Below are 25,734 nucleotides of genomic sequence, written 5' to 3'. Positions count from 1 at the left end.
CCCGAACGAGCCCGCCGCCGCCGAACTACTGTTGCTCCGCATGACGCACGCCGAGATCGAGATCACCGCGGAGCTGGTCCGGGATCTGCTGCGCGATCAGCACCCCGACCTGGCCGACCGCCCTGTGAAACTCGGCGCGCGCGGCTGGGACAACCAGCTGTGGCGGCTCGGTGACGACCTCGCCGTCCGGCTGCCCTGGGCGACGGAGTCCGCGGACGCGCTGCTGCGCAAGGAGCACACCTGGCTGCCCGTCCTCGCCCCCCGCCTCCCGCTGCCGGTCCCCGTTCCGCAGCGTCTCGGCGAGCCCTCCGCGCGGTTTCCACGCCCCTGGATCGTCACCACCTGGGTGCCGGGCACACCCGCCGACCGCGCCCCCGTGACGCGTGGCGCGCAGGCGGCCACCACCTTGGCCGCCTTCCTGACGGCGCTTCACCGGCCCGCCCCCGGGCACGCCCCCGCCGGCCGGGGCCGCGGCGGGCCGCTGGCCGGCCACTCCGAGGGTTTCGCCAGGCAGCTCGCCTCGGCCACCGAGCTGGGGCTCGTCCCCGATCCCGGCGCCGTCCGCGCGGTCTGGGAGGACGCCGCCGCCGCGCCCGCCTGGACCGGCCCGGCGCTCTGGCTCCACGGCGACCTGCATCCGGCCAACGTCCTCACCGCGGACGGCACCATCCGCGGCGTGATCGACTTCGGTGACCTCTTCGCGGGTGACCCCGCCTGCGACCTCGCCGCCGTGTGGAATCTGCTGCCGGACGGCGCCGCCGACCACTTCCACGCCGCCTACCGGCCGGTCCCTGACGCCGCGACCCTGCGCCGCGCCCGCGGATGGGCGGTGGCGCGCGCCCTCGCCTGCCTCCTCATCGCAGACGCCGACGTCCACGGACGCCCCGGCGGCAAGCCGACATGGGGGCCGCCCGCCCACGCCGCCCTGCGACGTCTCACCGCCGACCGATTGTTCCCCCGATAAATACGTTGCGGGTCCCGGAACGGGCGGGCATCCTGGGCCGATCGAGCAGCGGCGAACGCCGCCTGGACGAAGGAGGGCTGACAAATGGCCATCACTGCGCTGCGGCATGTCCGCATCAGCCCCGTCTCTTTGTTCAGGAGCACACCCGTTGTCTTCCGAGTACGAACTCTCTGATCTCTCTCCAGACCTTTCTTCTCCCCGGTCCGCTTCCACCGGTGACGAGCCCCGGCAGGGTCCGGCCGACGCCTTCGCCTTCCAGTTCCATTCGGTCGACGAGACGCTGGGCCCGGATCAGCGGTGGTCCACCTGGCTGGACGTCGAGCGCGGTTCTCGCGGCCCGGAACCACGTCCCTCGTGGGTCGTCACGGAACAGGCCGCGATCGATACCGAGCTCGGCATCCTCAAGACCGGCAAGGAAGCCGACGTCTTCCTGCTCGAACGGGCCGTCGAGGCGATCGGCGACAACCCGGCGAGGTCCTCGCTGCTGGCCGCGAAACGGTACCGCACCGAGGAACACCGTTCCTTCCACCGCAGCACGTCCTACGTCGAGGGCCGCCGCACCCGCAACAGCCGCGACAGCCGGGCGATGGCGAAGAAGACCTCGCACGGCCGCAGCGTCGCGGCCGGCCAGTGGGCGTACGCCGAATGGGACGCCCTCAACCGGTTGTGGAAGGCCGGTGTCCCGGTGCCCTATCCCGTGCAGGTGGACGGCACCGAGCTGCTGATGGAGTTCATCGACGACGGCGAGGGCGGCGCCGCACCCCGGCTCGCCCAGGTCCGGCCGCCGAAGGAACTGCTCGGCGTGTACTTCGAGCAGCTCCGCGACGGCCTGCGCGAACTGGCCCGCGCGGGCCTCGCGCACGGCGACCTTTCGCCGTACAACGTCCTCGCGCAGCCCGAGCGGATCGTGATGATCGACCTGCCCCAGGTCGTCGACGTCGTCGGCAACCCGAAGGGCATGGACTTCCTGATGCGCGACTGCCACAACATGGCCGCCTGGTTCACGAACCGCGGGCTTGAGATCGACGAGCAGGAGCTGTTCGCCGACCTGCTCACGATGGTGTTCTGACCGCCCTCCGCAGAACGACCCATCGGCAAGGGCATCGGGGGCGGGGGACCTGTTGGACACCGTGCGGACGATCGCCGACGGCGACACCCTCCTGTCCACCGCTGCGACCCGCGCTGGTCGCCGTAGTCCGATACCGCGGTTCACCCCGTTTGCAAAGCGGACCGTCGGTCCGTATGGTGGAATCATACGGACCGACGGTCCGTTTGTGGTCGGATGCCTGCCCGCCGGCCGCCACGCTCCCCCGAGAGAACGGATTCTCGATCGTGACAACCCCCATGCCGCCCTCGGAACTCTTCCGCCACGGATTGCGCCTGCTGCTGGAGAAGGACATCCCAGGCTGGGTGGCGCTCTGGGACGAGGACGGCGTCTTCGAGTTCCCCTTCGCGCCCGATGGCTGGCCCGCCCGCCTGGAGGGCAAGGCGGCCGTGGCGGACTACATGCGTCGCTATCCCGACCACATCGACCTGCGGGAGTTCCCTGACGTGCGGATCCACCAGACCACCGTCCCGGAGACGATCGTGGTCGAGATGCGCGGCACCGGCCGTCTGGTGGAGACCGGTGCCCCCTTCGACATGACCTACATCGCCGTGGTCACGGTGAAGGACGGGCGCATCACCTTCTACCGCGACTACTGGAATCCGCTGGCCGTCCAGGAGCCCGGTGCCGGGTTCGCGGGCGTGGGACGATGAGCGGGCCCGGCGCCACCCTGGTCATCGGGGCCACCGGCACCACCGGCCGCCGTGTCGTCGCCGGGCTGGTCGCCGAGGGCCACCAGGTGACGGCGGCCGGACGGCGCGCCACGCCCGTCCCCGGCGCGCGGGCGGTCCGATTCGACTGGGACGAGCCGGAGACGCACGGCGGCGCCCTCGCAGGCAACAGCCGCGTCTACCTCGTACCACCGGTCGGCGCCTCGCATCCGGAGGCCGTGATGCTGCCCTTCCTCCGCCAAGCCCGCGCGGCGGGCGTCCGCCGCGCAGTGCTGCTCAGCTCATCGGCCATCCCCGCGGGCGGACCGGCCGCCGGGCGGGTCCATCAGGCCCTGCCGGGCTTGTTCGAGGAGTGGGCGGTGCTGCGGCCGTCCTGGTTCATGCAGAACTTCACCGGATCCCACTCACACGCCCGCACCATCCGCGAGGACGGCGTCATCCTCACGGCCGCCGGGGACGGCCGCGTCGGGTTCGTCGACGCCGCCGACATCGCCGCCGTCGCCGTCCGCGCCGTGGCCGACGTGCGCGCGCCCTGCGCCGACCTGGTCCTCACCGGCCCGCAGGCATTGAGCCACGACGACGTCGCAGCGATCATCACCGAGGTCACCGGCCGGCCGGTGACGCACAGGCGCCTGACGTTCGAGCGGTTCCGCGACCATTTGACCGCCGAGGTGCCGCTGGAATACGCCGGCATGCTCGCCGAGATGGACCACGCCATCGCCGCCGGGGCAGAGGACCGCACCACCGATACCGTCCGGCGCATCACCGGCCGTCCCCCGCGCTCCTTGCGCACCGTGGTCGAGGAGGAGGCGGCACGGAGCCGCTGACGCGCGATGCCGGTCAAGCTCCTAAGCTTCACCTAGGGGGGCGATCAAGAGGAGGGGCCCGTGGTCCAGCGCGCCGAGCGGGCGGATGCCCTGCGCAACCGTGAGGCGGTCCTCGCCGCCGCCGACGCGCTGTTCACGCGCAGCGGCAGCCCCCACAGCGTGTCGATGGACGACATCGCCGCAGCCGCGGGCGTCGGCAAGGGCACCCTCTTCCGCCGTTTCGGTGACCGCGCGGGACTGATCGCCGCCCTGATCGCCGCCCGCCTCGAACCGCTGCGGCAGGCCCAGGACACCGGCGGCCGGTCCGTCCCGCCCCGGCAGCGGGTGCTGGACCTCCTCGACGCCTCGCTGCGCTTCAAGATCGAGAACCGGCACCTGATGTCGGCCGCCGAGGACGCCGGTCTGGGCAGCCCCTACCAGGCCGGACACTACGGATGGTGGCACGGGGCCCTGCGGGAGGCGCTCGGCCAGGTGCCCGGCGTCGGCGACGCGGACTTCACCGCCCACGCGCTGCTGGCCGCCGTCCGCGCCGACCTGGTCGTCCATCTCATCGACGACGAGGAGAAGGATCCCGAGGCGCTCCGGGCCTCCTTGGCGGCCTATGTCGACCGGGTCCTTGCCAGCGGGCCGGACACCGCTCCGGCCGCGGCCCCGAACTAGGGGCGCACGCGTCAGCGCATGGACGTGTCGCCGAGCGACTCCAGGAGCGTGCGCAGCAGCCCGGCCAGCCGATCGCGGTCGCCGGGTTCCAGGGCCTCCAGCAGGCGGGCCTCGTTGACGACGTGCAGGCCGACGACCTCGTCCACCAGGGACAGCCCGGGAGGGGTGAGGCGGATGCGCACCGAGCGGCGGTCCTCGGCGTCGCGGACCCGCTCGACCAGCCCGCGGGACTCCATCCGGTCGATGCGGTTGGTGATCGCCCCCGAGGTGACCATCGCGGCCTTCAGCAGCGCCCCGGCCGTCAGCTCGTAGGGCTCACCGGCGCGGCGCAGGGTCGCCAGGACGTCGAACTCCCAGCTCTCCAGGCCCTGCCGGGCGAAGAACTCCTTGAGCTCGCGGTTCAGGACGAGCTGCAGCCGCGAGATGCGGCCGATGACGCCCATCGGCCACACGTCCAGGTCGGGTCGCTCCCGCTTCCACTGGGCCAGGATCCCGTCCACCGCGTCCGCCATCCCCACCTCCCCTTTAGCTCAACGTTGAGATTATCAACCGGCGCGGATCTTCGGTGGAAAACGGCGCGGACGCCGACCGCGATCGCGGTCGGCGGCCATCCGGCCCCTCACGACAGGGACACCGCCACCCCTCTGACCCCAGCGCCGCGCAGCGGCCCCCGCCACCAGCACGCCGCTTCGCGATCTCACCCAGTCGGCGTCCGCCAGGGCACCCGGCATACCTCGCACCGGCCCTCTTCGCCCATCCGGCCGGGACTCTCCCGGCCCGTGTCCGCCGGCAGGTCGTACAGGACCTCCCTGCCCATGTTCACCAAGTGCCTTCCTGCCGCCACCACATCCCGGGCCGCGTCGAGGTGGGTCATCGCCAGATCCACCGCCTCCAGACTCTCCGCCTCAGGCCCCGCCACGACGCGCCGCCTTGCGGCGGCGTCCATCCCCGCCACCAGGCGCGGCACCGCGTCTTGCACCTCGCACTGCCGGACGCCCATCGTCCGGTCCGCCGCCAGGCCCAGCGCCCGCCAGCCCGACATCAGCACCTCGTTGGCGATCTCCAGAAAGACGCACAACTGCCCCAGCGTCAGCCACGGCACGCCAGACCCCGGCGCCCTCACCGCCTCGTAGAGCCGGTCGGACGCCTCGCCCAGACTCTCCAGCATCGACTCCGCCGCCTGCGGGCCCGCCGCGCCGCCCGCCCCGCCCTGAGGTGCGCAGCCCGGACAGGCCCCAGCCAACGGCACCGGCGCCCCGCCTGCCGAACCTCCCGCCGCGCCCGGGCCGCGCGCCTCCCCGCTCATCGCGCCCCCGCCATGGGGGTCCCGCGCCGCCCTCACCAGGCGTCCTTTGCCTGGCAGCCGCAGCGACCGCCGCACCGCGGCATCAGCCGATCCCGTGATCTGACGGCGCAGTGCCGCGTCCAGCCCCGCCTCCTGCAGAGCCCCGGCGTAGGCGGCCGAGACCACCCGGATCGCCTCCATCAGCAGCCAGCCCCCGCTATTGCCGGTCTGGACGTCCCCCGGCCTGTACAACTCATACGCCAGGTGGACCCGCTCGACATCCCTCAAGGTCGGCGGCGGGTCGCCCTTGAGCACCCGGACCACCCCCAGCAGCGCGGCCAGCGCCCGCACGTCCTCCCCCGAATAGCTCGTCCGGCACCCCTCGTCCGCCACCCCGAGACCGCGCACGTGACCGTGCAGCGCCCACCGCCGAACCTTCCGCCGCGACACCCCCAGAAGCTCGGCCGCCTGCCCCGAGCTGAGGAAATCCCCCTGGCGATACCACTCAAGCGAGTGCCATTTGAGTGCCCGAGCCCCAGGCGCTTTCGCCTCTTCCATTTATCCTCTTATCCCCTTTCATGAATCCGGGTCATAATCTGCGGACGCTAAAGATTGGGAGCGTCGCCCTTCTCACCCTTGAGCGTCCGTTGCCTGCGTCCCCGCGATCTCCCCGCCATTCCCAGCCACATTGCCGTTGCCGTCACCGTTGCCGCCCGCGATCTGGTCACTTCCCGCGCTGCCCGCCGGGCCGTCAGGCACTCGCCGCAGCACCCGCTGCAACGCCGTCTCGGCCGTCGCCGTGATCTCCGCGCGCTGGGCATCGTCCAGCTTCGCCTCCAGCACCCCGGCGTATACATCGCAGACCAGCGCGACAGCCGCCTCCAATTGGTGGCGGACGCCCTCCCGGCCACCCTCGGGCACCGCACCGTCCACCGGCTCGTACATCTGATACGGCACATGCACCCGCGCGACATCCCGCAAAGTCACCGGCGACGCCGGGCCCCTGGCCTCCCTCACCACCTCCAGCAGCGCATCCAGCGCCTGCACGTCCGCACCCGAGTACAGCGTGTGAGACCAGGGAGCCCGGTCCGGCTCCAGCCCGGTGCCACGCACGTGACCGAGCACCGCCCACCGCCGCACCGTCCGAGTCGGCAACCCCAGAATTTCGGACGCCTCACCCGGAGTCAGCGTGGCCCCCTCGCAAAACCAATCGAGCGCCGCCCATTCGGCCGGAATCTCAGCCTTCCCCATTTGCCTCCCTTTTCCATTCCTTGCTGAGAGCGGCACCGTCGTCCGGCCCGCCATCCGATTCACGCATTTCTAGGATTTCGGAGGCGCTGCGGACGATGCGCTCGGCCCGCAGCCGCTCACCGTCGGGCACCACCGGCCCCGCCGCGCCCCGCGCCCACCGCTCATAGACCCGGATCACCGCCCGCAGATACAGAGCGTCCACGGCCCGTTCCTCGGGCGTGGTCACCTCGCCCACCGCGCGAAGACCGCCTTGCCACCAGCGGGCAGCCGCCGTACGCCCCACTCGCCCGCAAGCTCCGCCACCACCACCAGCCCGCGCCCCGACTCCCAGGCCAGATCCGGCGTCCGGGGCTCAGGCATCCGGGGGGAGTAGTCCCAGACCTCCACCACGTACCACGCAGGCAACTCGTAAGCCCGCACCACGATCGACTCGCCCCGCGTGTGCACCACGGCGTTCCCGACCAGCTCACCTACGACGGTGAGGAGATCATTGAAATCGATGAGCCAATCAGCCGCAGCCTTCCGGACGAACTCCCGAGCCGCCGCGCTGCTTTCCGGCTCATGAGCGAGGATCACGCCCGACATCACCGGCCCCCCACCGCGCGAGACCGACGCCTACGCCGATATGTGACCTTTGACCGCCTCACCCCGGTCAGGATGCATCTAACATCGTGCATCGGGTCCGACCTCCCTGTCGGGCCAAGGCCCCGGACCCCCCGACGCTGCAACGTCGGGCCGGGGCCGCCTACTGTCTGCAGCGGTTGGCGCAGCCGTACGACTCCGTTGCCTGCCGCGCCAAGGCTGGCGAAGCGCCGCTGCTTCTTCTTGTGTGGCCTGTTTCCACCTAGGCTTGGGCGTTACAGTGCCGACAAGCGGCAATCAATCCAATAGCAGATCAAGGCAATTGGATTGCCGTCAGACGACAACGAGAGGTCGCTGTATGGCTGCTAGCAGGGAGAATGCGAGGCGGCGCCGACAGATCGAGCGCGAGGCCGGGGAGATTCGGTTGGACGGTATCCGCCGTGGTTTCACGACCGATGCCATCGCAGAGAAGATCACGCGGAACGTCCAGGGCATCACGCCCCTGGAGGCTTGGCGGATCGCCTACGGCTATGAGCGCAGCGAGGTAGCCGCACGGATGGACGCCCTATACGAGGCTGATGGCCTACAACCGCCGTCCCTGGATGCGGCCACGCTCTGCCGGTGGGAACTAGGTGATCGTCGCCCCGGTGACGAACGTATCGAGTACCTTTGCCGCCTATATCGCACCCGACCGGACAAGTTGGGGTTTGGCACAGATCACAGCCCGGGCGATGTGGGCCACGTCCAACGCGCGGGCATCATCGACGCGTTTCCGTTCACGAGCGAGGATTCCGAACGGGATCTGATCGAGCGGATATCTGCCGCCCAGCGACGAATCAACCTTTTCGGCCTGACACGCTCGTTTTACGCGAGCGAAGAGATGCTATCGCTTCTCGAAGAAAAGGCCAGGACGATGGATGTGCGCATCTACGTCATGGACCCGTACTGCGACTCGCGGAAGGACCGATACCGGATCGAGCCAGCGGACGCAACGATGGAAGATCCCGAACGCTACATCAGAGAGATACTCCGCCCGCTCCGGGCTGCCGCGGACAGGGCCCCCAGACTCAGACTCTTTTTGTTCAATTTCGCTTGCTCGTTCGCAATGGAGGAGGTGGACAGCACGGTTCGCGTGATGATGTACGGTCATGGGCGAAGAGGCACCCACGGGCCGATCATCGTCTTTGCAGAGGGAACCTCGTCTCACACTTACTTCGTCGAGCAATTCCACTGGTTGGAACGTCTAGCGTCGGGCACCTCACCGGAGCCATGGCGAAGTAAGGGCGTTGAAGTGCGCCCGTTTGATCTGTGGTGAACATTCTTGTGTGAGGATCCTCCCACCAGGTCAAGCCGGGTCCTCCCGCCCACGGCCCATGCCCGCCAACGCCTGGGGCAGCCCGGAGCCGCGCGAGGCTACCAGTCCGCCGCCCCGGTGGGGCGCATCGTCCACGACGTACCCCGTCCCTCCGCTTATGCAGAGCAGCCGCACCCTGACCGCGACCGGCGGCCGCAGGCGAGGGGCCGGGAGCCGGGGTGATTCGGCTTTCAGCCCGCCCCTAACACCCTGTTGAGAGAATGGCCCATGCCCACAAGCAACAAAGCCCCACCGTCCCCCGCGAGCGCACCCAAAACCCATATCCCGGTGACATGCATGACCGCAGGCGGCCTCAGCACAACACCGACCTTCCTCAACCATCTTCGCGAGCTACTCGATCAGCGCTGCATGTCACTGCACGAGTTAGCCAGGCGCGCCGCCTAGGTCGCAGTTCGGGAGAAGGACGCCAGGTAGCGCCTACCCCACCGACATGGGGAGAATTGGCTGAAATTCATGTGGGCGGCCCCAGCCCGGGCTCCAGTGCCATCTCCAGCGCCCGGGGCCCGACACGTTGAAACCCGGCTCGGCAGCCGTTCGGTTCCAGTCCACCCAACCGTTGCACCTGGTGTTGTCCAATCGGCGGACACGGAGGTCAATGCCGTAAGGGCGCTCGCGAACTTTAATTTCTTCGAGGTGCAGGGAGTCTCCTCTGCCCCTGGTGGGCGAATAAAGGACTCCCCCGTCCATTCGTGTGCCATTTATGGACAATTCCCACTGAACTTTGACCTCAGAACGGCATTCCATACTGGACGAGAGTACGAGCTCTCCTTGAAGGTTGGTGACGTTGCCGTATGGATCGGCGCGCCATTGAGTGTGGAAACCGCCTCGCTCCTTGAGTTCCCATCCATCGACAGGTGGATCGCCTGAAGTATAGATGAGCGGCACATCCACTTGCCCATATCCTTGATCAAGAATAAGACCGGATACGATAAAGACGAAAGCGCAGACGCCTAGGCCGATTACTGCGGGAAGGGAGATATCTTCTACCCGCCGGTACGCGACAGAAAACAGCGACCGGATGTTACGCAATGCCTTTCCGGGATCGGAGACTTCGGGTTCCTCGTTCTCTGACCGGGGCGGACTAGCATCCCTTCCTTGATCACTAGCTTCCGGGTCGGATTCTGTTTGTGCAATGATTCTGTAGAACTCTTGATCGAAAGGAGATTGAGCGGAGTGGTGTTCAGCTGCGGCCCAGAGCCGTCCTGCATAGTCGGCTTGTCCGCCAGCCGCCTGGGCGATGCGGACGGTGATGTCTCGGCCGGGCAGGTGATCGGCGCTGAGGAGACGTTCTATGAGTTCCACACTCATCCCAGCCGCTTTGGCCAGCTCCTCAGGGCTGCGAGAGGAAAAGGTGAGATGCGTGCCGACGTAGACGCCCACGGCCCGGTGCGCTGGATGGGCGGTGCTGCTCAGGCGCTGGCGGCTACGGATCGCCGAGGTAGGAAGGAACTCGGACAGCATCGGCGCGGGGTACGGCAACTCCTTCAACCCGCTCACCTCTAGGTGAGCAAGAAGCTGGGCGATTGTCTCCCGGAGCTCGGCCGCCGTGGCCTGCGCCCGGGTAGCGTCATCGCTATGCCCGCGAGCTGCCCGTTCGGCACTCTGCAGCCGAACCCGCAGACGTGAAAGTTCGTCCTTCAGCTCAGCGATCTGTGACTCTGCTGCAAGAGACTTCGCCTGCTCGCGGTCCAGAGCCCGCGTGGCGCCGTGCAGCTCCTGCTCCGCCTGGCGTAGCTCCCGCCGATAGTCCCCTATCGTCCCCCGGGTCCGAGCGAGAGCCTCGTTGTCTTCCTCGCCCGCCCCTTGAGGGCGCGTGGTCTCAGCACGCAGAGGCCGCGCCGAGGCAGGAGGGACGATGATGGCATCGATCTCTGCCTGGGTGGCTGGCTCACACTCCCATCCCGGCGGCGCCTTCCCGCGTCCGGCGTGCCACAGGCGAGCGATCTGGTCGAGGGCCCTCTGGCGTTCATCTGCCTGGCTGGTCCGCTGAACGATCTGCTCAGCTAGCCACCAGTCAAGACCTTTGGGCTTGCGACGGTGGTTCCCCAACCCGTAGTTCAGTTGGGTGAGGAGCTCTTTCGCCTGCTTGGGGTCCTTCGGGTGGACGCTCTCGGCGTAAGCCGTGCGGCTGTCGTGGACAGTGAGGATGCGCTCCTCCAAGAACACGATCAGTGCACGGACCGGGAGGGGAAACAACTCCATCTTCTCTACACACCTGTCGACGTCCTTACGCCTGGCACCACCAAGCCTCTCGTGCCACTCAGGATCGCGCTTGGCCTCGATGTACTTGACAACGTCGCTGCGCCGTCCGCGGTGAGCAGCCCGGTCATCGCCTTGACCAGCATTGTTGCGGTCTTGTTTCCCTGCGCCACCGCGCACGGCACACTCCTCGCCACGGGCTTGGGTCTGAGCTGCGACAACGGCTCATTGTCGGCAAACTCAACGCCCCGCCTTGTTGCGGAATTGTCGGCATGGACGAGCCCGACTCTACGAGGTCGAATAGGCCCCGCGCACCTCTCCGCCGCTGAAGACGGAGGCGCACGCACAAAGCCCCGCGCCGACTGCCGGTCGACCAAACCTGTCAGCGCGGGGCATCCCTCTCTATAGGAAGGACGCTCCAAGCATGCTTCACCGTCTGGCCTGGGGACTAGCCCTCATCGGCCCCTTGGCCTACCTCCTGACCGTCGCTGCCACAGCGACCGTGGTGTTCTGCTCCCGGAACACCGACCGACGAGACAACGCACAGCAACTGCTACTCCGGCTAGTTCCCGCCGGAGCAGTACCCCGGAAGCCCGTCCTGGTCATCACCGCCATCGGCATGCTGGTCGGGGTCCTGGTCGCGCTATTTCCGCCGCTCGGACTCCCAACCGCAGCCGGCGCGACGGTGATGGGAGCACTCCGGGCCCTGTGGAGGCACGAGTAGGGCCACGAGGAGGATCGGTACGGAAATAGCGATAGGGAAATGACCGGCGGTGATACCGGACCCCAGACCGGACAGAGTGACACTCTGTCCGGTCTGATCAGGTGACGACCCGCCGATTACCAGCTGGAACGCTGGCTACCGCTAATCCGGTCCGATCCTCCTCGCGGGCCAGGCATCCACCCGCATCACCACCCGCCCCGAACTCGAACGCGCCATCGCGCACGCCGCGGACCTGCGCCCCCCGGCGTCGCCGTCACCCTCGTCGTGCACGAGCACAAGCGGCTCGGCCGCGGCCTGGAACTCCCAGAGCTCGCCGAATGGCTCGCCGTCGGCGACGTCGGCCTGGAATTCCTCACCGGCGAACTCCACGGCCACCACGACCCCGGCGGCATCGTGTTCACCGTCCTGGCCGCCCTGTCCGGCATGGAACGCGAGTACATCCGCGACAAGACCCTCGACGACCAGGAATCCGCCCGGGTACGCGGCAAGAACATCGGCGGCGCCGCCGTCACCGACCCCGCCATGCTGTCCATGGCCGTGCACCTGCGTAACCAAGGCCAGAGCCTGCGCGACATCGCCGCCTGACTCCTCATCACCAAGGGAAGAAGGACAAACGCCCCTCACCCGCCACCGTCATGCGCATGCTCCACGACCACGACGAACACGCGACAGCGGCCGAGATCAATGAGACAAAGCCAACCCGCTGACCAGCACCAAACCTCTACCTTGCGGCTCACCGTAGCTTCAGGAGTCCTCGGCCGTGACCGGTGTGTGAGGACTTTCCTGCCAGGTCAAGCCCACCCGCCGCCGCCCATGGGGGTGTCCACGTGCCAGATCCGGTTGGCGGTCTTTTCCAGCAGCACCGTGTCGTGGCTGATCACGACCAGGCTGCACTGGTGAGCGGTGAGGACGGCCCGCAGCCAGGCTATTGCGTCGCCATCCAGGTGGTTGGTGGGCTCGTCCAGAAGCAGCGCGCACTTCCCGGCGAACAGACCTCCGCGGCCGTGACCGCCGACGCCGATCCCGCCGCCCGCGACGCACCCGCTAAGCCGGACACCCCCGGGTCAGATGATGGCCGGGCTGCGGCGTTCCAGGAGGATGACGTCGCGCCAGCGGCCGTGGTGGCGGCCGATCCGCTCGCGGACGCCGATCTCGCGGAATCCCGCCCGGCGGTGGAGGGCGAGGCTGGCGGTGTTCTCGGGGAAGATCCCGGACTGGACGGTCCAGATCCCGGCGGCGTCGGTGGACTCCAGCAGCGCCATCAGCAGGGCCAGGCCGATGCCCCGGCCTTGGGCGTCAGGGCTGACGTAGACGGAGTGCTCGACGACGCCGGCGTAGGCGCACCGATCGGAGACCGGCGCCACGGCGGCCCAGCCCACGACGTCCCCGTCGGGTGCAAGGGCGATCAGGCGGTGCTCGGGAAGTTTTGCGGCGTCGAACTCCTCCCAGGTCGGCGCCTGGGTTTCGAAGGTGGCCTGGCCGGTGTCGATGCCTGCCTGGTAGATCGCGAGAACCTGGTCGGCGTGCTCGGGCAGCATCGCAGCGATGCGCACCGCGGCGGCGGGGGTGGCGGTCATGCGGTCGCGGGGGTGCCGAGCTCGGCGAGCAGGCCCCGGATGCGGCGTTCGATCTCGTCCCGGATCGGGCGCACCGCGTCCACGCCCTGCCCGGCGGGGTCATCCAGGGTCCAGTCGAGGTAGCGCTTGCCGGGGAAGACGGGGCAGGTGTCGCCGCAGCCCATCGTGATGACCACGTCCGAGGAGCGGACGGCGTCGGTGGTGAGGATCTTGGGGACCTGCGCGGAGATGTCGATGCCGACCTCGCGCATCGCCTGCACGACGGCGGGGTTGACGGTGCCGGCGGGGGCGGATCCGGCCGAGCGGACCTGGACGCGGTTCCCGGCCAGATGGCTGAGGAACGCGGCGGCCATCTGGGAGCGTCCGGCGTTGTGGACGCACACGAACAGCACCGACGGCGTGAGCGGAGGCGGGGTGGTCATGGTGTGAGAACGCCTTCCTCGGGACGGGCGGGCTGCGGGATGTCGGCCGGGCCGCTGTCGCGGCCGAAGGTGAGGGTGGTGAGGCCGATGCCGAGGACGGCTCCGGCGAGCTGTGCGGCGACGAACGCCGGGACGCCGGCGGGGGCGATGCCGGCGAAGGTGTCGGTGAACGCCCGGCCCAGGGTGACGGCGGGGTTGGCGAAGCTGGTGCTGCTGGTGAACCAGTAGGCCGCGCCGATGTAGGCGGCGACTGCCGGGGCGGCCAGGTGGGTGCGGCCGGTGCGGGTCAGGCCGCCGATCAGCCAGAGCAGCCCGGCGGTCGCGACGACCTCCGACAGCCACAGGTGCGGCGCGGACCGGTCATGGGTCGACCAGGCCACCCATGGCCGGTCGAACATCGCGTCGGCCAGGATCGCTCCGCCGACCGCCCCGACCGCCTGGGCGGCCAGATAGGCGGCGGCCTCTGGCGAGCTCGGGCCGTCACCGGTGCCGCGGCCCGACCACCAGGCCACCAGGGTGACGACCGGGTTCAAGTGCGCGCCCGACACCGGGCCCAGCAGGACGATCAGCACCCCGAGCCCGAACACCGTCGCCAGCGAGTTCGCCAGGAGCTGCAGGCCGACATCGCCGGTGAGCCGGGTGGCCTGGATGCCGGAGCCGACGACCACCGCGACCAGGACGCCGGTGCCGAGCGCCTCGGCGGCCGCGCGCCGGGCCAGCGGAACGCTCACGCCGAGACCGTCGCCGCGGGCGTCTGCAGCAGCGCCGACAGCCGCTCCAGGGCGGGCGGGAGCACCCAGTAGTACACCCACGTACCGCGCCGCTCGGAGCCCACCAGGCCGGCCTCGCGCAGCACCTTCAGGTGGTGGGAGATCGTCGGCTGGGAGACGTCGAACGGGCCGATGAGGTCGCACACGCACGCCTCGCCGCCCTCGTGCGAGGCGATCAGCGACAGCAGCCGCAGCCGGACCGGGTCGGCCAGCGCCTTGAACATCTTGGCCAGCTCGGCCGCGTCGGCCTCGCCCAGCGGTTCGCGGACCATCGGCGCGCAGCACGCGGCCTCGTCCTGGCCGAGCACCGGCAGACCACCCTGTTTCGACATTCCTCTATGTTGACAGATGTCGATTCAGAATGCCAAGCTCGACTGTATCGACATCCGTCGATACAGTCTTATCGTGAGGAGGGACCGCTGATGTCCCGTGTCCAGCTCGCCCTGGCCGTCGCCGATCTGGAAGGCTCGATCGCCTTCTACTCCAAGCTGTTCGGCGCCGGACCGGCCAAGATCCGCGACGGCTACGCCAACTTCGCCGTCACCGAGCCGCCGCTCAAGCTCGTCCTCATCGAGGGCAAGCCCGGCGAGCCGACCCGCCTGGACCACCTCGGGGTGGAGGTCGAGACGACCGGGCAGGTGAGCGCGGCGACGACCCGCCTGGCCGAGGCCGGGCTGGCGACATTCGAGGAGAACGACACCTCCTGCTGCTACGCCCTGCAGGACAAAGTGTGGGTGACCGGCCCCGGCGCCGAGCCGTGGGAGGTGTACGTGGTGAAGGCCGACGCCGACAACCTCGGCAAGAGCGCCGAAGGTTTCCCGCAGACCTGCTGCTCCAGCATCACCCCGGCGGCCGTCGGCGCCGCATCCGACGAGGCCGACGCCGGATGCGTGTGCGGCCCGTCCTGATCGTGCGCCCGAACCGCACCTGAACCCCTCCTCCGTCTCGCCGGTGGCCGGGTGAAGCGCCCCCACCCAAGATCAACGGATTGACGTCGAGCCCTGGCCGAGGCGTCAACACTCCACACCACTTCGCCTGGTCACGGGGTGGGCTCGTAGGCGGGCGACGGGACGGCGGGGCGGTCGCGCAACCCGGGGGCCAAGGCGAGGGTGACCGCGGCCGACGCCGCCGCCAGCACCGTGATGGCCGTCGAGGGCGAGGTCAGCTCGGCCACGGCGCCCGCGATGGCCGCGCTGACACCCTGCATCGCGAGCATCCCGGAGCCGTGGAGGCCGAGGGCGTGCCCGCTGAGCTCGTCGGGGGTGAGGGCCATCAGCCTGTCCTGGAGCAGCAGCGTCGCCCCGTAGCCCACGGTGGCGAGGGTGACGGCCGCGGCCGCGACCGGGAGCGCGGGACGGAGGACGAAGAGCAGGTGCGGGACCGCCAGCAGGAGCCGCAGCGGGGCGTCGAGCCTCCTTCTCCAGCTCTGCGGGACGAACCGTCCGGTCAGGGTGTCGCCGGCCAGCATCCCGAACGCCGCGAACGCGAACAGCACTCCCGCATGGTCGGGTGCGTAGGGGACGTAGAGGGATTCGCAGCCGACGATCAGCCCGTTCGGCACCCACAGCGCCAGGTAGACGTACCGGCGCGGCTTGGACGACCACAACCGCGCGTTGTTCCGCCAGGTGTCGGCCGCCGACAAGCGCCCGCTGGCGCGCGGGGGGCGCGGGGTTAGGCCCAGGCGGGCGACCGCGGCGGCGACCAGGTACAGGCCCGCGCCCGCGAGCAGCGTCCCGCGCGGCGACAGGGTCGCCACCAGCACGCCGCCGAGGGCGAAGCCGACGATCTGCATGGTGCCGGTCGACATGTTGAGCACCGAGCGTCCCAGCAGGTAGCCGTCCCGCGCGAGCATCTCGTTGAGCAGCCCGTACCGGACGCCGCCGCCGAGGGACGCCATCACCCCGAGGGCCAGGACGACGGCGAACACCCCCCACACCGGCATACCCGGGACGGCCTGCGCCGCCGTTCCGAGGCCGAACAGCAGCGCCAGACCGCTCAGCGCCGCCCTCGGCGGGAGCCGGTCGGCTGCCGCCAGCAGCGTCGTCGCGCCGATCAGCTGCGCCAGGGACGGCCCGAACATCGCCAGCGACGACAGCAGCGGCGAGCCCGTAGAGGAATAGACCATCGTGCCCAGGGCGAGCCCGCTCACCGTCTGCGCGGCGACCTGCGCGGAGGAGGTGAGGAAGAGGGGCGTGAACTCAGGCGTCCGGAAGAGCTCCCGATACGTGCGCATGGGCGGAGTCTCCGGCGCACCGCCGCGCGGCCGGTAGAGTTTCGCGGGGGTGCGAAACCATGGGGTGGTGGGATCTCAGCACGGACACGCTCGCCGGGAGCCGGTTCCTGGTGTCCCCGCTGGCCGAGGCCATCGCGGCGCTGAAGATGCTGGAGCGGGGGACGGCGGCGTATCCGTCCGAGCGCGCCTGGCTCGACGTCCACCTTCCGGCCTACCGCAAGCGGCTGGCCGGCGATCCGATCACCGCGCTGACCGTCCGGTCCGCCCTGGGACGCACCTGGAACGCGGACTTCCTCACGCCCACGCCCGCCCACGAGGGCGAGGCCACCTTCACCGAGGAGGTACGGGCCGTCCGCGAGGCGCCGCCCGCCGCCGCCCGCGACGACCTCACCGTCTCCCTCGGCGGTCCCCTGCCCGCCGAGCTGCACCGCGACGACCTCCCCGAACGGACCGCAGGGCTGCTGGAGTGGGTCTGGACGCACGCCGTCCTGCCCGACTGGCCCCGGCGCCGCCGGATCATGGAGGCGGACGTCGTCGCGCGGACCGCGCAGCTGAGCCGGGGCGGCTGGGCCGAGGCCCTGGACGGGCTGCGGCCCGGCATGCGGTGGCTCGGCGGCAGCCGCCTGCAGATCAACACCCATGACTACCCGCCGCGGCGGGTCTCAGGGGCGCGGCTGATGTTCGTTCCGGTCACGCCGCGTCATGCGTGGGTCTCCTGGGACGAGACCCGGCGGCGGTTCGCCCTCGTCTACCCGTGCTCCGGCACCCTCGTCGGCGCGGGCGCCCCCGCACCGGAGGGGCTCGGCAGGCTCCTAGGGCCCGCGCGGGCGGGCGTGCTCGTCCTGCTGGAGACGCCCATGAGCACCACGCAGCTGGTCGCGCTGACCGGCCAGGGCCTCGGGTCGGTGGGCCGCCACCTGAAGGTGCTGCTCGACGCGCGCCTGGTCGAGAGGCGCCGGGCCGGGCGGTCGGTGCTCTACTACCGCACGACCGCCGGGGAGGTGCTGGTGGCGGCGCAGCGGGACGGCTGACCTGCGGCGGCAGGACGGGCGGCACGCCGCGCGGGCCGGTCTGGGTGACGCATATCACTCTTGCCCTCACACTAAGTGTGAAGGTTCGAGCATGACCGCATGTCGACCGTCGCGGCGGCGGGCCGCTCCACCGGCCCGGCGGCGATGCCGTGGCCCGGGCTCATGGCCCTGTTCACCGCGGCGTTCACCGCGGTCATGACCGAGCTGCTCCCGGCCGGGCTGCTGCCGCCGATGGGCGGGGCCCTGGACGTTCCGGAAGGGCGGATCGGCTTCCTGGTCACCGGCTACGCGGCCGCGTCGTTCGCCGCCGCGATCCCCGTCACCGCGGCGCTGCGCGGGCTGTCCCGCCGCCCGGTGCTGATCGGCGCGCTCCTCGGGTTCGCGGTGTGCAACGCCGTGACCGCCGCGTCCTCGTCGTACCCGCTCACGTTCGCCGCCCGGCTGCTGGCCGGCGTCATGGGCGGGACGCTCTGGGCGATGCTCGTCGGGTACGCGGCGCGGATGGTCCCCGCCGAGCGGCGCGGCCGCGCCATCGCCGTGGTGCTGGCGGGCATCACCGTGGCGCTCTCCCTGGGCATCCCCGCCGGGACGGCCGTGGCGTCCGCTCTCGGCTGGCGCGCCGCCTTCGGGCTGCTGGCCGCGCTCGGGATCGTGCTCGCCGCCTGGACGCGCTGGAAGGTCCCGAACTTCCCGGGCGAACCGCCCGCCGAACGGACGCCGCTGGGCCGCATCGCCGCGCTCCCGGGCATCCTCGCCGTCCTGTCGGTCACCCTTCTCCTGCTTCTGGGCCACCAGGCCATGTACACCTACGTGGCGCCGTTCACCGAACGAACCGGCTTCGGGCGCACGGGGCTCGTCCTGCTGGTCTTCGGGCTGTCGACGGTCGCGGGGATATGGCTGACCGGCGTCCTCATCGACCGGTTCCTCCGGGCGACGCTGGTGGGCGCGCTGCTCCTGCTCGCGGCCGCCATGCTCGTCCTGGGGCTGGCCGGTGACGTCCCCGCCGTCCTGCCGGCCGCCGTCGCGGTGTGGGGCGTGGCGTTCGGCGGCGCGCCGACGCTGATCCAGACCGCGCTGGTGAACGCCTCGGGACCCGCCGACGCCGACGTCGCGACGTCCATGCAGACGACCGTCTACAACGCCGGGATCGCGGGCGGCTCGCTCCTCGGCGGCGTCCTGCTGGAGGGGGCGGGGCCCGGCGTCCTGCCCTGGGCGGCCCTTCCGCTCGTCGCCGCGTCACTGGCCGTGGTGGTCGCGGCGCGGCGCCACGCGTTCCCCTGACGGATCACCGCAGGTCCTCCGGCGACGGGAACGGCAGCTTGTCGACCGCGCCGCGCCGCCGCCGCCCGGGACGGCGGTCGTAGCGGGCGGTCGTCGCCGGGGAGGCGTGCCCCACGAGCTGCTGCACGGTGGCAAGGTCGACGCCCTGGTCGAGGAGGTCGCCGATGAACGTGCGCCGGAAGTCGTGCGGCGTCATCGGCGGCAGGCCCGCCTCCGTGCGGCGCTTGACGACCGCGTTCCGCACGGCCGCGTCCGTCATGGGACGGTGCTGGACCGCGCCGGCCCGGTGCACGGGCTTGAACAGCGGCCCGGACGCCCTCCCGTCGAGGGCGAGCCACGCCCCGAGCAGCGCCGCCGCCCCCTCGTGCACGTACTCCAGCCGTTCCTTGTCGCCCTTCCCGACGATCCGCAGCGACCGCTCCCCCGGGTCGTAGTCCTCCCGGCGCAGGCCCGCGACCTCCGAACGGCGGGCACCGGTCGTGTAGAGGACGGCGAGCAGCGCCGCGTCCCGCACCCCGGCGGGGGACCGGTCGGCGGCGCAGGCGCGCAGCAGCGCGGTGAACTCGGCCGCGTGGACGCTCCGCCCCGCGGGCAGCCGCGTCCCCCGGAAGTTGGCCACCGCCTTGGCGCGCTGGTAGTCGTCGGTGGACATCTCCCCCAGCCGCCACGCCGTCCGCAGCACGCCGCGCAGGGCCGACAGGTGCAGGTTCCGGTAGGCGGGCGACCACGGCGCCGGCTCGCCGTCGGGACCGTCCAGCGTCTGGGCCCCGATCAGCGCCCGCAGCGCTGCGGTGTGCTCGGCCCGCACCTCGCCCCAGGGGAACGCCTCCCCCGGCGCCGCGCCGGCCTCCCGTCCCGCCGCCACGTGCAGCATCGCCGCGAGACGGTGCAGGCAGGCCCCCATGGCCCGCCGCGACCGCGGGCTCTCCAGCGACGCGACGTACACCAGGAACGCGTTCCGCGCCGCCGGTGCCCTCTCGGCGAGTCCGGCCCTCCGCGGCTCCAGGACGGTCATGCACGGCAGCCTAGCGGTTCCAACTTCTGAGAACGAACATTGTCGTCAGTCAGTGCGCCATGTTTTCTGGAGCTTCTTATTTGCTGGAAATAGAAATCTAGAAATTCTAAGATGGCCGGGTGAGTGAAACGATGACCGTGGACGGACGCGCCTGCCGCTACTGCGGGCGGCCCGTCCCGCAGCGTGAGGGACGCGGCCGTCCGCGCGAGTACTGCCTCCAGGGCGACTGCCAGGCACGGGCCAAACGCGAGCGCGAGCTACGGCGCGGAACCCCCGGCCTTGAGGGCGCCCTGGCACGCGCCGAGGACCTCTACGAGCGCATGGAGCAGGGCCTTACCTCGGCCCTCGCCCCCCTGGCGCAGGCGCTGGAGTCCGAACTGTCGCCGCGCGGCGTCGAGGCGCGGATCAGCGCCGTCCGAGCCGAGGCCGAGGCCACGGTGGCGGCGGCCCTGGCCGAACGCGAGGACGCCACCACCCGCGCGGCGAGCGCCGAAGAGGCCGCGAAGAAGCAGAGGGAGCGCGCCCAGACGGCCAGGCAGCGCGCGCAGCAGGCAGAACACGAGCGCGACGACGCCGTCGAGGCGGCCGCGCAGGCCCGCGCCGAGGCGGAGGCCGCCATCCGGTCGGCGCAGGACGAGGCCGAACGCACGGTGGAAGCCGTCCGCGCCGAGGCCGACCAGCTCGTCCACCAGGCCCGCCTGGCATCCGAACGCGCCGTCGCCGACGCCCGCGCCCAAGCGGAGCAGGCCCGCCTGGACGCCCACGAGGCGCGCACGCAGGCCGACGAGGCCCGCCGCACCGCCGACGCCGCCGCCCGCGACGCGTCCGAAGCCAGGACCGAGACGGCACAGGCGCGCGAAGCCGAAGCCCACGCCGAACGCGAACGCGCCGCCGAGCAGGCACGGGCCCAGGCCGCCGAAGAAGCCCGCGACAGGGCCGAACACCGCGCATTCACGGCCGAGCAGGCGCGCGCCGAAGCCGTCGAAGCCCGCGACAGCGCCCGCGCCGACACCGAACAAGCACGCACCGAAGCCCACCAGGCCCGCGCCCAAGCCGAAGCCGCACGCGCGGAAGCCGCCGAGACACGCGCGCTGACCGAACGGCTCCGCGAGGAGCTCGCCGAGGCCCGCCTGGACCTGCGCGCCGAGCAGGCACGCAACACCGAACTCGCCCGAGAGCGAGACGCCGCACGCGCCGAAGCCGCCGCCCAACGCGAGCGCGCCGTGACAGCGGAACTCGCCGTGCCCCGCTCCCCCGAGGAATAGCGCGATCGCGAACCTCGAACAGGCCGCAGCCAGCCGGCCTCCGTGCCGTCTCAGCCCGCGCCGAGGACCCGAAAGCGTTCGGGTTCCGCCGGATCCCGATCAACAACCTGCACCGGCGCCCAAGCCCATTGCCAGACGTTGACGCCCGGCGCGCGGGAGAACCGGATCCGCCCGCGCGTGCCCTCGACGGAAACACGCGGCCAGGATCCGGCGATGCGCTCCCGGTCCGCGCCGTGAGAACGCAGCACCTCCGCAAGTACGGCGACTGCGTCGTAGCCCTCGAAAGCGACGAAGGAAGGCGCTTCGGCCAGCCGCTCACGCAGAGCCGCCTCGACTCGCGCGCCGAGCGGGCTGAAGCGCTCGGGCAGATAGCGCAGAAATGGGATCGCGGCACTGCCGTCGCCCAGCAACGCCTTCCATTCGGCGAACTCCGGCTGCCCGGCCGGAGCACCGATCATGATCTCGCCAAGGCGCCGGTCACCGCGGACGGACCGGACGATCGACACCGCCGGCTCCGGATACCCGGTGAGAAGAAGAAGGGCGGTCACACGATGGTCGACGAGTTCGTCGCACACGGCCGCGGGAGCGAGCGCGCCCATATCGAGTTCGATGAGCGTGCCACCGCGTGAAGCCAGATGGTCCCGCAGGATGCCGATCCCAGACGTCCAATAGACACTCGACTGAGCTGCTACGGCGATGCGGCTGTGGCCCGCACCGAGGAGGAAGTCGGCGTAGATCCGCCAGCCGTGCGACTGCGCCGGAGCCAGGCGCGCGACCCATTCCGTCGGCTCGTCGGTAAGCGCGTCGAGAACCGCCGACGAGCACAGGAACGGCACACCGAGGGCATCGGCCTTGGCAGCAGCAGCGCGAGCGACGACGCTGTGATACTCCCCCACCAACGCTGCCACGCCCAGGCGGCCCAACTCGTCCACGGCCGCCTCCGCCTTGCGGGGATCGGCCGCGGTGTCCCGGACCACCAGCTCAAGCGGCCTCCCGGTGATCCCCCCGGCGGCATTGACCTCGCGGACCCCCAACTCAAGTCCAGCGAGCAAGTGCCGCCCCGCCTCGACCCAGCCGGGCGGGCTCAACGGAACCAGGGCGCCGATCTGGACGGGAGCTCCGCCCGTCCGTTCCCCTTCAGATGGCGGTGGCGGCCTGCCCATGCATTCACCTCAGCGAGCCAGGATGATCAGGACGAGCAGCCTACCCACCGAACTCGGCGACGCCGGACACCTTCGACCTGGACGTCACCATCAAGCAGATCCGCTCCACCGGGTACCCGCCACCGACAACACATGCGCCCGGCTCTCCGCGGTCTGCCACGACCCAACTGCCTCCGGCCGCTACGCCCTCACCCGCGCCGAACTCGACACCGGCCTCCGCCCATGCCCCTGCGGCCGAGCCGCGAGAGGCAGCAACCGAACCGAGCTGGTCGGCGTACGAGCCTGCCCGCGCTTCAAGGTGACCGACGGCTGCACAATCCCCGGCGCGCGATGCCGGCGGGGCGTCGGCGATACTGTGCGGGTGGAGTACGTGTCCAGAGTGCCGCGGCCGCCGCTGGACGCGCTGATCGACGACCTCTACTACCTGGAGGGCGCGCCGCCGTACGCCCGGCTGACGCTGCCGCCGATGCCGGCGGCGTTGCTCATCGTCAACCTCGGGGCGCCGTTCCACATCCGCGCCGGCACCGACATCGAGACGGCCGAGTACGCCGACGGCTGCGTGATCACCACGCCCACCCGCGCGTTCGAGTTCGGCTACCCCCTCCCCACCCGGTCCGTCGGCGTGCACTTCAAGCCGTGGGGGCCGGCGCCGTTCCTCCCGATGCCCGCGGCCGAGCTGCGTGACCGGCCGGTGACGGTGGAGCAGGTCTGGGGCCGATCCGCCATCGCCGAGCTGCGAGAGCGGCTGGCAGCGGCGGACGGACCGCACGAGATGCTGACGCTGCTTGAGGACGAGCTGATGCGACGGCTGCGAGAGACCGCCGGGCTGGGGCTGGTCCGCCACACGAGCAGCGTCATCGCGGCGACCAGCGGGGCGGTGGCGATCGGCGACCTGAGCGTGGCGGCCGGTGTCAGCAGCACCCATCTGGCGCAGCGGTTCAAGCAGCTCATCGGCGTCACGCCGAAGCGGCTGGCCCGCACCTACCGCTTCGCCGCCACCGTGTTCGCGATCGACCCCGCCGGGCCGATCGACTGGGGCGACCTCGCCGGTGGCGCGGGCTACTTCGACCAGGCCCACTTCGGCCACGAGTTCCGGGCGTTCACCGGGCTCACGCCGACCCGGTACGTCGAGGTCCGGCGGCGGTTCCTGCGCGAACATCCCGGCCACGCGATGGACGGCTGGCCGCTGCCCGCCGATTGATTTCGTACAAGAGCGACAGCGCACGACCAGCTATTTTGGGCACCCCAAAGCAGAGGAGGGCCCCGTGGGCAAGGTGGTCATGTACAGCTCGGTGTCGGTGGACGGCTTCGTCGCCGACGAGAATGACCGGCCCGGCCCGCTGTTCGACTGGTTGACCGGCGGTGACGTCCCGTTGGACGAGAGCGGCGAGGTGAAGGTGTCGCAGACGTCCTATGACTACATCCGGCCGTACTGGGACCAGATCGGGGCGACGATCGTCGGCCGCCACGTCTTCGACATGACGGACGGCTGGGACGGGAAGCCTCCGGGCGGGATCGACCACGTGGTCGTCGTGACGCACCGGCCGGAGCCCGAGGGCTGGGACCCCGGGGCGCCGTTCCACTTCGTCGACGGCGTCGAGGCGGCCGTGGCCAAGGCGCAGGAGCTCGCGGGCGACCGCATGGTCGAGGTCGCCGCCGGCGACGTCGGTGGCCAGGTGCTGGCCGCGGGCCTGATCGACGAGGTGCGCATGGACGTCGTACCCGTCGTGTTCGGGTCCGGCAAGCGCTACTTCGGGTCGGTCCACGCGCAGCATCTGTTGGAGGATCCCGACGTGGTCATTCAGAGCAACCGGGTGCTTCACCTGCGCTATCGGGTGCGCCGTTGACCGATCTGAGCGGGTACTGCATCGCTGCCCCTGGATCGTCATATGCTCGGGTCCGTCTCCCAGATCGACACGTGTTTGGTGCTCTCAGCCGTGAACTCCGAGCGGTCCCAGTCCGCCCACCGGTGTTTCAGGGTCATTCCGGCGATGCGCGCCATGAGGTCCATCTCGGCCGGCCAGGCGTACCGGAAGGGAATCCGGTGGAACCGGCCCGTCCCGTCTGCTGACACGGTGACGTGGTTCGAGGTGAACTCCTGCGTGACGACGTCGTATTGGTCGAACCCGACGTAGCCGCCGCCATCGGTGCCGGGCGCCATTGTGAAGGGGACGGTGTCCTGACCGGGCGGCAGGCGGCGCAGGTCCGGCAGGGCCACCTCGACGAGGAACAGCCCGCCGGGCCGAAGGTGCGCGGCCGCGTTCCGGAAGACGTCCACCTGCCCGTCCTGTGTGGTCACGTTGCTGATGGTGTTGAACACCAGATAGACCAGCGAGAAATGACCGGCCACCCGCGTCGTCGTCATATCGCCGATCGTGACCTCGACCGCGTCGCCGCCCGGCTTGCCCGCGATCCGCGCAGCCATCGCGCGGCTCAGTTCGATGCCGCTCACCGGCACCCCGCGGGCGGCCAGCGGCGCCGCGATCCGCCCGGTGCCGACGGCGAATTCCAATACCGGACCGTCGGCCAGGTCTTCGAGGACGTCCACCGCGGACGTCACCACCTCCGGCACGTTCGCGCCGCCCGGGGCGTCATAGCCCGCTGCCACGCTCTCGGGGAACCAGCCGTCCGCAGGGTCGTCTCCCACATCCGCTTTACCGATCATGGTCACCGACGCTACGCCCGCGATCGAGGGCTCCTCAGCCCATTTTCGGCTCCCGTGAGCCGCGGATCGCCGAGCGACTGATTTCGAGGGCGGTTCGGGTGGTGGCGGCACCGGCCCGGTCGGGGAGGGACGTCAGGTGGCGAGGGTGGCCACCGGGTCCAGGTCGTAGGTGCGGGCGTAGCCGTTCTCGGTGCCCACGAGCAGGGCCACGACGGTGAAGTAGCGGTCCCAGAAAGGGGTTTCGCGCAGTGCGTCGATCAGCAGCCGGTAGGCGTCATGGTCGTCCGCCTCCCAGACCCAGATGTCGGTGATCCGCGCCGAGTAGGGCTCCGTGTCGTAGAAGCGGGAGCGGACGCCACGGGTGCGGGCCTCGATCACCGGGACACTGCCGACACCGGTCCAGGAGCGGTCCAGGAGAAGCCCGGCCGCCGTCGCGGCGATGTCGGCGACGGCCACCATCGGGGCCGGACGGTCCGCGGCGGCGGTGTCGGTGAAGACGCCGTTCCCGCGGATCGAGCCGGCCTCCTCCTGCACGGCGTCCTCGGCCGACGCGAAGTCCGCTCCGCGCCGGACGAGGACGCCGGTCACCGCGGGCACCGGCTCCCGCAGCAGCCGCTCGTTCACCCGGCGACCGCGGGCGACCCGCCGGACGCCCTCCGCTTTGGCCTT

Annotated in this window: 28 protein-coding genes; 13 read left to right on the top strand and 15 right to left on the bottom strand. The window is 70.7% G+C overall.

All coding sequences use genetic code 11. From position 1 onward, the window contains the following. Nucleotides 1–40: 40 nt before the first annotated feature. The 5 genes from AGRA3207_RS01530 to AGRA3207_RS01510 all read left to right on the top strand — a co-directional run bounded on the left by AGRA3207_RS01530 (nt 41) and on the right by AGRA3207_RS01510 (nt 4,227). Nucleotides 41–964, top strand: a complete 924-nt coding sequence (locus AGRA3207_RS01530; RefSeq protein ID WP_231332749.1) for an aminoglycoside phosphotransferase family protein — start codon at nt 41–43, stop codon at nt 962–964. Nucleotides 965–1,112: 148 nt separating this feature from the next. Next, nucleotides 1,113–2,033 (top strand): serine protein kinase RIO, encoded by a 921-nt coding sequence (locus tag AGRA3207_RS01525; RefSeq protein WP_231332748.1) that lies wholly within the window; start codon nt 1,113–1,115, stop codon nt 2,031–2,033. Between the two features lie 263 nt (nt 2,034–2,296). Beyond that, entirely contained in the window at nt 2,297–2,722 is a 426-nt protein-coding gene (locus AGRA3207_RS01520) for a nuclear transport factor 2 family protein (RefSeq protein ID WP_420830853.1), read from the top strand. Beyond that, complete coding sequence (locus tag AGRA3207_RS01515) at nt 2,719–3,567, top strand: NmrA family NAD(P)-binding protein (RefSeq protein ID WP_231332747.1); 849 nt, start codon at nt 2,719–2,721, stop codon at nt 3,565–3,567. The genes AGRA3207_RS01520 and AGRA3207_RS01515 overlap by 4 nt, the downstream gene beginning before the upstream one ends. Nucleotides 3,568–3,627: 60 nt before the next feature. Beyond that, nucleotides 3,628–4,227: a TetR/AcrR family transcriptional regulator gene (locus AGRA3207_RS01510; protein WP_231332746.1), complete on the top strand. Its 600-nt coding sequence runs from the start codon at nt 3,628–3,630 to the stop codon at nt 4,225–4,227. 11 nt (nt 4,228–4,238) lie between these two features. On the opposite strand, the gene AGRA3207_RS01505 is transcribed toward AGRA3207_RS01510, so the two are convergent. The 5 genes from AGRA3207_RS01505 to AGRA3207_RS01485 all read right to left on the bottom strand — a co-directional run bounded on the left by AGRA3207_RS01505 (nt 4,239) and on the right by AGRA3207_RS01485 (nt 7,339). Then, on the bottom strand, nt 4,239–4,739 hold the full coding sequence (locus tag AGRA3207_RS01505) for a MarR family winged helix-turn-helix transcriptional regulator (RefSeq protein WP_231332745.1): 501 nt from the start codon (nt 4,737–4,739) through the stop codon (nt 4,239–4,241). A gap of 185 nt (nt 4,740–4,924) precedes the next feature. Continuing rightward, the gene (locus AGRA3207_RS01500) at nt 4,925–5,962 is read right to left on the bottom strand and encodes a hypothetical protein (protein ID WP_231332744.1); all 1,038 of its coding nucleotides are present in this window, start codon (nt 5,960–5,962) and stop codon (nt 4,925–4,927) included. A 180-nt stretch (nt 5,963–6,142) separates the two neighbouring features. Continuing rightward, a complete protein-coding gene (locus tag AGRA3207_RS01495) occupies nt 6,143–6,763 on the bottom strand; it encodes a MerR family transcriptional regulator (RefSeq protein ID WP_231332743.1) in 621 nt (206 codons plus the stop codon). Further along, on the bottom strand, nt 6,750–6,989 hold the full coding sequence (locus tag AGRA3207_RS01490; protein ID WP_231332742.1) for a hypothetical protein: 240 nt from the start codon (nt 6,987–6,989) through the stop codon (nt 6,750–6,752). Before AGRA3207_RS01490 ends, AGRA3207_RS01495 begins: the two co-directional genes overlap by 14 nt. Continuing rightward, on the bottom strand, nt 6,986–7,339 hold the full coding sequence (locus tag AGRA3207_RS01485) for an ATP-binding protein (RefSeq protein ID WP_231332741.1): 354 nt from the start codon (nt 7,337–7,339) through the stop codon (nt 6,986–6,988). Before AGRA3207_RS01485 ends, AGRA3207_RS01490 begins: the two co-directional genes overlap by 4 nt. 430 nt (nt 7,340–7,769) lie before the next feature. On the opposite strand from AGRA3207_RS01485, the gene AGRA3207_RS01480 reads away from it, so the two are divergent. After that, complete coding sequence (locus AGRA3207_RS01480; RefSeq protein WP_231332740.1) at nt 7,770–8,660, top strand: helix-turn-helix domain-containing protein; 891 nt, start codon at nt 7,770–7,772, stop codon at nt 8,658–8,660. 477 nt (nt 8,661–9,137) lie between these two features. Here the strand turns inward: AGRA3207_RS01480 and AGRA3207_RS01475 are convergent, their stop codons facing one another. After that, nucleotides 9,138–11,099 (bottom strand): hypothetical protein, encoded by a 1,962-nt coding sequence (locus AGRA3207_RS01475; protein WP_231332739.1) that lies wholly within the window; start codon nt 11,097–11,099, stop codon nt 9,138–9,140. Nucleotides 11,100–11,907: 808 nt separating this feature from the next. Here AGRA3207_RS01475 and AGRA3207_RS01470 point away from each other — a divergent pair. Next, a complete protein-coding gene (locus AGRA3207_RS01470) occupies nt 11,908–12,228 on the top strand; it encodes a recombinase family protein (RefSeq protein WP_231332738.1) in 321 nt (106 codons plus the stop codon). A gap of 479 nt (nt 12,229–12,707) precedes the next feature. Here AGRA3207_RS01470 and AGRA3207_RS01465 read toward each other — a convergent pair whose 3' ends face one another. From AGRA3207_RS01465 to AGRA3207_RS01450, 4 genes are read right to left on the bottom strand one after another with little or no spacing between them, the layout of a single operon-like run. Continuing rightward, nucleotides 12,708–13,220, bottom strand: coding sequence for a GNAT family N-acetyltransferase (locus tag AGRA3207_RS01465; protein ID WP_231332737.1), 513 nt, complete (start codon nt 13,218–13,220; stop codon nt 12,708–12,710). Further along, nucleotides 13,217–13,642, bottom strand: coding sequence for an arsenate reductase ArsC (locus AGRA3207_RS01460; RefSeq protein ID WP_231332736.1), 426 nt, complete (start codon nt 13,640–13,642; stop codon nt 13,217–13,219). The genes AGRA3207_RS01465 and AGRA3207_RS01460 overlap by 4 nt, the downstream gene beginning before the upstream one ends. Further along, nucleotides 13,639–14,373 carry an aquaporin gene (locus tag AGRA3207_RS01455; protein WP_231332735.1) on the bottom strand — a complete coding sequence of 245 codons (735 nt, stop codon included), beginning with the start codon at nt 14,371–14,373 and terminating at the stop codon, nt 13,639–13,641. Before AGRA3207_RS01455 ends, AGRA3207_RS01460 begins: the two co-directional genes overlap by 4 nt. Further along, nucleotides 14,370–14,744 carry an ArsR/SmtB family transcription factor gene (locus AGRA3207_RS01450; RefSeq protein WP_231332734.1) on the bottom strand — a complete coding sequence of 125 codons (375 nt, stop codon included), beginning with the start codon at nt 14,742–14,744 and terminating at the stop codon, nt 14,370–14,372. Before AGRA3207_RS01450 ends, AGRA3207_RS01455 begins: the two co-directional genes overlap by 4 nt. A gap of 90 nt (nt 14,745–14,834) precedes the next feature. Here AGRA3207_RS01450 and AGRA3207_RS01445 point away from each other — a divergent pair, with 90 nt between their 5' ends. Then, complete coding sequence (locus AGRA3207_RS01445; RefSeq protein WP_231332733.1) at nt 14,835–15,320, top strand: ArsI/CadI family heavy metal resistance metalloenzyme; 486 nt, start codon at nt 14,835–14,837, stop codon at nt 15,318–15,320. A gap of 131 nt (nt 15,321–15,451) precedes the next feature. Here the strand turns inward: AGRA3207_RS01445 and AGRA3207_RS01440 are convergent, their stop codons facing one another. Further along, nucleotides 15,452–16,645 (bottom strand): MFS transporter, encoded by a 1,194-nt coding sequence (locus AGRA3207_RS01440; protein ID WP_231332732.1) that lies wholly within the window; start codon nt 16,643–16,645, stop codon nt 15,452–15,454. Nucleotides 16,646–16,704: 59 nt separating this feature from the next. On the opposite strand from AGRA3207_RS01440, the gene AGRA3207_RS01435 reads away from it, so the two are divergent. Then, the gene (locus AGRA3207_RS01435; protein WP_231332731.1) at nt 16,705–17,676 is read left to right on the top strand and encodes an ArsR/SmtB family transcription factor; all 972 of its coding nucleotides are present in this window, start codon (nt 16,705–16,707) and stop codon (nt 17,674–17,676) included. 99 nt (nt 17,677–17,775) lie between these two features. Then, on the top strand, nt 17,776–18,957 hold the full coding sequence (locus tag AGRA3207_RS01430; RefSeq protein WP_231332730.1) for an MFS transporter: 1,182 nt from the start codon (nt 17,776–17,778) through the stop codon (nt 18,955–18,957). Nucleotides 18,958–18,961: 4 nt separating this feature from the next. Here AGRA3207_RS01430 and AGRA3207_RS01425 read toward each other — a convergent pair whose 3' ends face one another. Continuing rightward, complete coding sequence (locus AGRA3207_RS01425; protein ID WP_231332729.1) at nt 18,962–19,972, bottom strand: tyrosine-type recombinase/integrase; 1,011 nt, start codon at nt 19,970–19,972, stop codon at nt 18,962–18,964. Nucleotides 19,973–20,091: 119 nt separating this feature from the next. Here AGRA3207_RS01425 and AGRA3207_RS01420 point away from each other — a divergent pair, with 119 nt between their 5' ends. Continuing rightward, nucleotides 20,092–21,237 (top strand): coiled-coil domain-containing protein, encoded by a 1,146-nt coding sequence (locus AGRA3207_RS01420; RefSeq protein ID WP_231332728.1) that lies wholly within the window; start codon nt 20,092–20,094, stop codon nt 21,235–21,237. A gap of 50 nt (nt 21,238–21,287) precedes the next feature. Here AGRA3207_RS01420 and AGRA3207_RS01415 read toward each other — a convergent pair whose 3' ends face one another. After that, complete coding sequence (locus AGRA3207_RS01415; RefSeq protein WP_231332727.1) at nt 21,288–22,400, bottom strand: ABC transporter substrate-binding protein; 1,113 nt, start codon at nt 22,398–22,400, stop codon at nt 21,288–21,290. A 361-nt stretch (nt 22,401–22,761) separates the two neighbouring features. Here AGRA3207_RS01415 and AGRA3207_RS01410 point away from each other — a divergent pair, with 361 nt between their 5' ends. Both AGRA3207_RS01410 and AGRA3207_RS01405 read left to right on the top strand, forming a co-directional pair. Then, entirely contained in the window at nt 22,762–23,601 is an 840-nt protein-coding gene (locus AGRA3207_RS01410) for a helix-turn-helix domain-containing protein (RefSeq protein WP_231332726.1), read from the top strand. A gap of 64 nt (nt 23,602–23,665) precedes the next feature. Next, complete coding sequence (locus AGRA3207_RS01405; RefSeq protein ID WP_231332725.1) at nt 23,666–24,247, top strand: dihydrofolate reductase family protein; 582 nt, start codon at nt 23,666–23,668, stop codon at nt 24,245–24,247. Nucleotides 24,248–24,285: 38 nt separating this feature from the next. Here the strand turns inward: AGRA3207_RS01405 and AGRA3207_RS01400 are convergent, their stop codons facing one another. After that, nucleotides 24,286–25,065, bottom strand: a complete 780-nt coding sequence (locus AGRA3207_RS01400; RefSeq protein WP_231336200.1) for a class I SAM-dependent DNA methyltransferase — start codon at nt 25,063–25,065, stop codon at nt 24,286–24,288. A 132-nt stretch (nt 25,066–25,197) separates the two neighbouring features. Continuing rightward, nucleotides 25,198–25,689 (bottom strand): darcynin family protein, encoded by a 492-nt coding sequence (locus AGRA3207_RS01395; RefSeq protein WP_420830852.1) that lies wholly within the window; start codon nt 25,687–25,689, stop codon nt 25,198–25,200. Nucleotides 25,690–25,734: the final 45 nt, after the last annotated feature.

This window comes from Actinomadura graeca (genome assembly GCF_019175365.1).
Classification (GTDB): Bacteria; Actinomycetota; Actinomycetes; order Streptosporangiales; family Streptosporangiaceae; genus Spirillospora; species Spirillospora graeca.
This window is presented reverse-complemented; position numbering and strand designations above follow the sequence as displayed.